This is a genomic window from Mesobacillus selenatarsenatis SF-1 (assembly GCF_000813125.1).
Classification (GTDB): domain Bacteria; phylum Bacillota; class Bacilli; order Bacillales; family Cytobacillaceae; genus Mesobacillus; species Mesobacillus selenatarsenatis.
Genome location: NZ_BASE01000130.1, coordinates 1 through 6,591, shown reverse-complemented (window position 1 = coordinate 6,591; position 6,591 = coordinate 1). Strand labels below are relative to the sequence as shown.

The 6,591-nt window shown below is 45.2% G+C and carries 8 protein-coding genes and 1 other RNA gene; 7 read left to right on the top strand and 2 right to left on the bottom strand.

What is annotated here, in order from left to right; translation table 11 throughout:
* Window positions 1–157 precede the first annotated feature (157 nt).
* Together TY49_RS22350 and TY49_RS22345 are read right to left on the bottom strand one after the other, a co-directional pair.
* Window positions 158–1,444, bottom strand: a complete 1,287-nt coding sequence (locus tag TY49_RS22350; RefSeq protein ID WP_041968100.1) for a glycoside hydrolase family 18 protein — start codon at window positions 1,442–1,444, stop codon at window positions 158–160.
* 62 nt (window positions 1,445–1,506) lie between these two features.
* On the bottom strand, window positions 1,507–2,046 hold the full coding sequence (locus TY49_RS22345; protein WP_041968099.1) for a cysteine hydrolase family protein: 540 nt from the start codon (window positions 2,044–2,046) through the stop codon (window positions 1,507–1,509).
* A gap of 92 nt (window positions 2,047–2,138) precedes the next feature.
* On the opposite strand from TY49_RS22345, the gene tadA reads away from it, so the two are divergent.
* The 7 genes from tadA to TY49_RS22315 all read left to right on the top strand — a co-directional run bounded on the left by tadA (window position 2,139) and on the right by TY49_RS22315 (window position 6,406).
* The gene (tadA, locus tag TY49_RS22340; RefSeq protein WP_041968098.1) at window positions 2,139–2,669 is read left to right on the top strand and encodes a tRNA adenosine(34) deaminase TadA; all 531 of its coding nucleotides are present in this window, start codon (window positions 2,139–2,141) and stop codon (window positions 2,667–2,669) included.
* Window positions 2,670–2,745: 76 nt separating this feature from the next.
* Window positions 2,746–3,010, top strand: an RNA gene (ffs, locus tag TY49_RS24410) — signal recognition particle sRNA large type.
* Between the two features lie 150 nt (window positions 3,011–3,160).
* Complete coding sequence (gene dnaX, locus TY49_RS22335) at window positions 3,161–4,846, top strand: DNA polymerase III subunit gamma/tau (protein ID WP_041968101.1); 1,686 nt, start codon at window positions 3,161–3,163, stop codon at window positions 4,844–4,846.
* A gap of 18 nt (window positions 4,847–4,864) precedes the next feature.
* Entirely contained in the window at window positions 4,865–5,191 is a 327-nt protein-coding gene (locus tag TY49_RS22330) for a YbaB/EbfC family nucleoid-associated protein (protein ID WP_041968097.1), read from the top strand.
* Between the two features lie 15 nt (window positions 5,192–5,206).
* The gene (gene recR / locus TY49_RS22325) at window positions 5,207–5,803 is read left to right on the top strand and encodes a recombination mediator RecR (protein WP_041968096.1); all 597 of its coding nucleotides are present in this window, start codon (window positions 5,207–5,209) and stop codon (window positions 5,801–5,803) included.
* Window positions 5,804–5,840: 37 nt separating this feature from the next.
* Window positions 5,841–6,062: a YaaL family protein gene (locus TY49_RS22320; protein ID WP_041968095.1), complete on the top strand. Its 222-nt coding sequence runs from the start codon at window positions 5,841–5,843 to the stop codon at window positions 6,060–6,062.
* Between the two features lie 80 nt (window positions 6,063–6,142).
* Window positions 6,143–6,406 carry a pro-sigmaK processing inhibitor BofA family protein gene (locus TY49_RS22315; protein ID WP_041968094.1) on the top strand — a complete coding sequence of 88 codons (264 nt, stop codon included), beginning with the start codon at window positions 6,143–6,145 and terminating at the stop codon, window positions 6,404–6,406.
* Window positions 6,407–6,591: the final 185 nt, after the last annotated feature.

Genomic DNA, 6,591 nt, shown 5'->3' with positions numbered 1-6,591 from the left:
CTGGACAGTCGGCTATACTTTTCGATTTCGGTCCGCCCAATGAAGTCAAAGAACGACTTCACCGGTCGGCCCTCCGTGGCACACGATGTGCTAGACCCGCCAGCCACAGGATGTGGCGTTATAGGCGGGCAGCGCTTGTCGGGGCTGACCAAGGCGCTTACGCTTTTCGAACTACGTTAAAATTCTCCTGGATGAGCAGCCAGTTTTGAGGGAAGGAAAGTCCAAGCTTCCAGTAGCTCATTCCTCTCAGGTTTAATTCTTTGATTAAGTCGAATTTTGCCTGGATGGAACGTGCGTCCTCAAACCAGACTTCATGCTGCTTTCCATCTGCAGCTGTATACCGGAAGGTCGGTGCCTGTGATCTGGTGTTGTACTGGATTGGAACATTATTATCAGCAGCGATCTGGATGGCCTGCTGCGGACTGACCGCCTTCGCGATTGTTCCCTGGACAAATGGGAGAGTCCAATCATATCCATAAAGGTTCTGGCCCATCATGACTTTTTGTGATGGCATTTCGCTGATGGCATACTCCAATACCTCACGAACAGGGCCAATTGGCGATACTGCCTGTGCAGGTCCGCCGCTATAGCCCCATTCATATGTCATGATGACGACGAAATCGACAATTTCCCCATGTGCTTTATAGTCATGTGCCGTATACCAGGGCCCTGTCTGAGCTGCACTCGTTTTTGGGGCGAGAGCGGTGGAAATAAACCAGCCTTCCTGTTTAAAACGGTCCCGTGCCTTTCTCAGGAAGGTATTATAGGCTTCACGGTCTTCTGGACGAAGGAATTCAAAATCAAAATGGATATCGCGGAATCCGTATTTTTTAGCAGTCGTAACGATATTGTTTAGGAATCTGTCCTGGATAGGGATATCATTCAGGATGATCCGTCCCAGCTCATCATTGAACTGGTCGTTTTCCTGGTTGGTGATGACCATCATCAATATATTGTTGTTTGCCTCAGCAATGGCCGGAAAATTGTTCAACAGTGGTTCCTTCAGCGATCCGTCTCGCAAGGCCTGGAAGCTGAACGGCGCAAGGTATGTTAAATAAGGGGCAGCTTCCCGTGCTGCTGTTTCCAGTGCAGGCGCAACTGTGTTCCCTCGTGGTTCTACATATGCATTGAATTCCGCATTTGTTTTAGGCCGCTGCGGAATATAAAGGTGGAAACCGACCGACAGTGGCTGGTTGACTGAAATACTGTTGATCCTTGCGAGTTCCTGCGGAGTGGTTCCGAACCTTCTTGAAATTGCCCAGAGGCTGTCGCCTGGCTGAACAAAATAAAAGCTTCCGACAATCGGGATGACCATCGCCTGGCCGACCACAAGATTATTAGGGTTTGGCAGTTCATTCGCCTCGGTTATATCCGTAACAGATGACCCGTAAACTTGAGCAATCTGTGTCAAAGTCTGTCCTTGCTGTACCACATGAATTTGCATCTTCTTCCCTCCCTGGCATTTTAGCGCTACAACCATTGTATGAAGGAAGAAAATACAGTATGTTAATAATCAAGCTCCCTGGATGGCCTTGTTTCAGCGGACAGGACGTTTTTCATCATCGTCAGTGCGTATTTATTATCCTCGCCATAGTTGGAGGCAATGAAATCCTCCGGAATGATCAGGTTGTATTCGCGCATGTATGCATCATTCGCGGTGAAAAGCACGCAAATATTGCCTGCAATCCCCGCCAGGACCAAGGTGTCCACCTTCAGTTGCTGAAGCAGGGTATGAAGCGCCGTTCCATAAAAAGCGGAATGCTTTGGCTTGATCAGGAAATAGTCCTTATTCTTTTCAGGAGCGATTTTTTTAATGATTTCTTCGCTCGTTTCATTTGAGCAATAATCTATGATTTTTTCAAAATCTGCCTGCCATAGATTATAATGGTCATTAATATAGATAACGGGCATGCCCTTTTCATTGAAAGATTTCTTTAGTGTTAAAATTGGGTCGATGATTTTTTTTGTGTTTTTTGCGAGGTCTTCCCCGGCATCAAAATTGAAATCATTGATCATATCGATAATTAATAGAGCACTCTTTGGCATGAATAATCCTCTCCTTATCCTTTATATTTTTACCGGCAGGGGATTATTAAACCAGTTGGAAATAACTATTACTATTTTTAGCGGAGGGAAAGATGGAAGCTCAACTTACCCAGGATGAACAATTTATGCTTGAGGCGATCGAAGAAGCGAAAAAGGCAGGACAAATGGATGAGGTGCCGATTGGTGCTGTCATTGTGCTGGATGGTGAGATCATTGCCCATGCCCATAATCTCCGCGAAACGAAGCAAAGCTCCATTGCCCATGCAGAGGTGCTGGCAATCGACCAGGCATGCAATAAGCTCGGCACTTGGCGGCTTGAGGATGCTATCCTCTATGTAACACTGGAGCCATGTCCGATGTGCGCAGGGGCAATCATGCTGTCACGTGTGAAAAAAGTGGTATACGGAGCAATGGATCCGAAGGGCGGCTGTGCAGGGACCTTCATGAATATCCTCCAGGATGAGCGCTTCAACCATCAAAGTGAAGTGGTGAAAGGCGTGCTGGAAGCAGAATGCGGAGCACTGCTATCCGACTTTTTCAGGAATCTGCGGGAGAAAAAGAAGCTGAAAAAGAAACAGGCAAAAGAGGAACTGGAACAACAGACAGGAATTGACAGGGGATAAGCATTGCTTTTTAGTTCGTGAGTTAGTATACTATGTATGTGTCCTTGAGACACACCTAAATAAGGTTTCAATTTTGCCGTGCTAGTCGGGGAGGTAGCGGTGCCCTGTACCCGCAATCCGCTCTAGCGGGGATGAATCCCTTCCTGAGGCTGATTTACTGTAGGGTCTGCCTTAAGCAAGTGGTGTTGACGCCCGGGTCCTGCGCAATGGGAATCCATGAACCATGTCAGGTCCGGAAGGAAGCAGCATTAAGTGGACGCTCCCATGTGCCGCAGGGTTGCCTGGGCCGAGCTAACTGCTTAAGTAACGCTTATGGTATTCAGTCGACGGAAGGTGCACGGCAGTTAAATATGATACATTCAACTCATCTCTTTAACGGAGATGAGTTTTTTGTCGTTTTAAAAAGCTTAAAAACTTCCTTTGGTAAAAGTGAAATTGAAAGTTATTTGCGTTATAATAGATAAGATAATAAAAGGAAGGGAGCGGTGTCATTGGCCTACCAAGCTTTATATCGTGTCTGGCGTCCACAACAGTTCATTGATGTGGTCGGGCAGGAACATGTCACAACGACACTGCAAAACGCTCTGCTTCAACAAAAAATATCACATGCCTATCTTTTTTCCGGCCCCAGGGGGACTGGGAAAACGAGTGCTGCGAAAATTTTGGCAAAAGCGGTTAACTGTGAAAAAGCTCCAACGGCCGAGCCTTGCAATGAATGCGATGCCTGTCGTGGAATAACGGATGGATCGATTCCTGATGTGATTGAAATCGACGCCGCTTCCAATAACGGTGTCGAAGAAATCCGGGATATCCGAGATAAGGTGAAGTATGCGCCGAACGTCGTGAAGTACAAAGTGTATATCATCGACGAAGTGCATATGCTTTCCATCGGAGCGTTTAACGCATTGCTGAAAACCCTTGAAGAGCCTCCAAAGCATGTCATCTTTATCCTCGCTACGACTGAGCCCCATAAGATTCCACTCACAATCATTTCACGATGCCAGCGATTTGATTTTAAGAGGATAACAGCTCAGGCAATCGTCGGCAGGATGAAGCAAATTGTTGAGGAAACTGGAGTGGATTGCGATGATAAAGCCCTGCAGATCATTTCCAGGGCTGCAGAAGGCGGAATGCGTGATGCCTTAAGTCTGCTTGATCAAGCTATATCATTCAGTCAGGATACAGTAACAATTGAAGATGCACTCACGGTAACAGGTACTGTATCACAGAATTTCCTGAATCAGCTAGCCGGAGCGATTCATGAACGAAATGCGGCAGCTGGGTTAGAAGCTTTGGAAGAACTGCTTTTACAAGGGAAGGACCCAGCGAGGTTCATAGAGGACCTGATATTCTTCTACCGCGATATGCTTCTGTACAAGGCAGCGCCAGCGCTCGAGGAATCTATGGAGCGAGTAATGCTGGACGAGGATTTCCAGGAGCTTGCCAATCAGGTCGAGCCAGCTCAGATCTATGAATTGATAGAGGTTTTGAATAAAGCACAGCAAGAAATGCGTTGGACAAACCATCCCCGTATCTTCCTTGAGGTAGCGATCGTCAAGCTATGCCAGCTGGAAAATCAAAATCCGTCCAGCAATGTTCAGGTTGAACCATTGCTTAGAAGGATCGAGCAGCTCGAGGAAAAATTGGTACAGTTCCAGCAGAATCCTGGGATGGCGGCAAGTGAATCGGCTGCGGCTGCTAAAAAAGCGCCTCGTCCAAACCGAAAAGGCTTCCAGGCGCCGACCGGAAAGATTAATGAGGTCCTGAAAAGTGCTACCAAGACAAATCTCCATACGATTAAGGGACGTTGGGGAGACCTGCTCGAAATGCTTGCCGCGAACCAAATGCGTTCACAGGCTGCATTATTGAACGAATCGGAACCAGTGGCTGCATCTGATGAGGCAGTCGTGATAAAATTCAAATATGAGATTCACTGTCAGATGGCAATGGAAAACACCAGGTTCATTGAAACTGTCAGCGGTGCGATGAATGATTACACCGGTAAAAGGATGCAGGTAATTGGTGTGCCGGAAGATCAGTGGCTTAAAATAAGGGAAAACTTTATCAGCCAGAGAGGCGATGGAGCAACGGAAGGGCAAGCTAATGCAACCGAAGACCCGCTGATTGCTGAAGCTAAAAAATTATTTGGCGATGAATTAATACAAATACAAGATTAAATTTGGAGGTACGTTTACATGATGCGAGGAAATGGTAATATGCAAAATATGATGAAGCAAATGCAGAAAATGCAAAAGAAGATGGAAGAAGCTCAAGTACAATTAGGAGAAGAGAAAATTGAAGGTACTGCAGGTGGCGGTATGGTAACGGTCATCGTTACAGGCCATAAGGAGATTGTAGATGTACAGATTAAGCAGGAAGTTGTTGATCCTGATGATGTGGAAATGCTTCAAGACCTAGTCCTTGCTGCAACGAATGATGCGTTGAAAAAAGCAGAAGAATTAACCAATAAGACAATGGGCCAATTTACAAAGGGCATGAACCTTCCTGGGGGAATGTTCTAGGAGGAATATAACAGAATGCATTATCCTGAACCAATATCAAAGCTGATCGACAGCTTTATGAAATTGCCAGGTATCGGCCCGAAAACGGCCGCTCGTCTGGCTTTTTTCGTATTAAGCATGAAGGAAGAAACTGTTTTGGATTTCGCTAAGGCATTGGTCAACGCTAAGCGCAATCTTACGTATTGCTCTGTCTGTGGTCATATAACCGACCAGGATCCTTGCTATATTTGTGAAGACCAGCGCCGCGACCGCAGTGTGGTCTGCGTGGTACAGGATCCTAAGGACGTAATTGCGATGGAAAAAATGAAGGAATTCAATGGTCTTTATCATGTGCTTCATGGTGCAATTTCTCCTATGGATGGAATAGGACCAGAAGATATCAATATTCCTGACCTATTAAAGAGACTTCAGGATGAAACTGTCCAGGAAGTCATACTAGCAACAAACCCGAATATCGAAGGGGAAGCAACAGCCATGTATATCTCAAGACTGCTGAAGCCATCAGGGATCAAGATTACAAGGATCGCGCACGGACTGCCGGTCGGCGGGGATCTTGAATATGCGGATGAAGTCACTCTTTCTAAAGCACTAGAAGGGCGCCGGGAAGTTTAACTCCATTTATAAGAAGAAACTCTACTGGAGGAGAGTCATGTTATTTCGTAAAAAGAAATGGCTTAGAAAAGAATTCGACCATAAACTATTGGAACAGCTGGACAGCATGAAGAGAAATTGGAACAATCAAAAGCTACTGGTTGAAAGAAGCTTCGATCCATCAGAAGAGTTTATCACTGAAGCGAAAATTTCTGAGGCCAAGTATTTCTTTCTTTTTAAAGAAGCTAAGCACAGGAAAATCACCATCAAGACGAAGTAATGTTTTTTCCATACGATAAGGTCTTATTTTGATAACTTGTACATAAAAATGTACAAGACATTGAAGTAAGGGGGAAGAGTATGGAACCTATAGTTGTCATATCGGTCCTTGGTGGATTGATCTTTTTGCTTCTCATTATAGGTGCACCGACAAAACCGCTCCGTTTTATTGGCCAGAATGCAGTGAAGATCTTAATTGGAGCCATCTTTTTATTTTTTCTTAACGCTTTCGGAACTAGTTTCGGCATTTATGTGCCAATCAATATTGCGACCGCAGCAGTCTCAGGTCTATTAGGAATACCTGGTGTGTTTGCGTTGGTAGCTATTCAGACTTGGATTATATAAAGAAAGAACGCCGCTTTTGAAGCGGCGTTTTATTTTTCGCGAAAAGCTATTGACCAAGCAAGCTAAAGTTGTTATTATATTAAACGTTGCTGTTGAACAGCCGTTAATAACTTTTTAAAAAAGTGTTGACGAAATATCGACAGCATGATATATTATTTAAGTCGCCTACGGGTGACACGGAAAAA

Excerpts from the sequence above, each read along its gene's own strand:
- TY49_RS22350 (WP_041968100.1), bottom strand. The coding sequence starts at position 1,444 with ATGCAAATTCATGTGGTACAGCAAGGACAGACTTTGACACAGATTGCT.
- TY49_RS22315 (WP_041968094.1), top strand. The coding sequence starts at position 6,143 with ATGGAACCTATAGTTGTCATATCGGTCCTTGGTGGATTGATCTTTTTG.
- TY49_RS22345 (WP_041968099.1), bottom strand. The coding sequence starts at position 2,046 with ATGCCAAAGAGTGCTCTATTAATTATCGATATGATCAATGATTTCAAT.
- recR (WP_041968096.1), top strand. The coding sequence starts at position 5,207 with ATGCATTATCCTGAACCAATATCAAAGCTGATCGACAGCTTTATGAAA.
- TY49_RS22330 (WP_041968097.1), top strand. The coding sequence starts at position 4,865 with ATGATGCGAGGAAATGGTAATATGCAAAATATGATGAAGCAAATGCAG.
- tadA (WP_041968098.1), top strand. The coding sequence starts at position 2,139 with ATGGAAGCTCAACTTACCCAGGATGAACAATTTATGCTTGAGGCGATC.
- TY49_RS22320 (WP_041968095.1), top strand. The coding sequence starts at position 5,841 with ATGTTATTTCGTAAAAAGAAATGGCTTAGAAAAGAATTCGACCATAAA.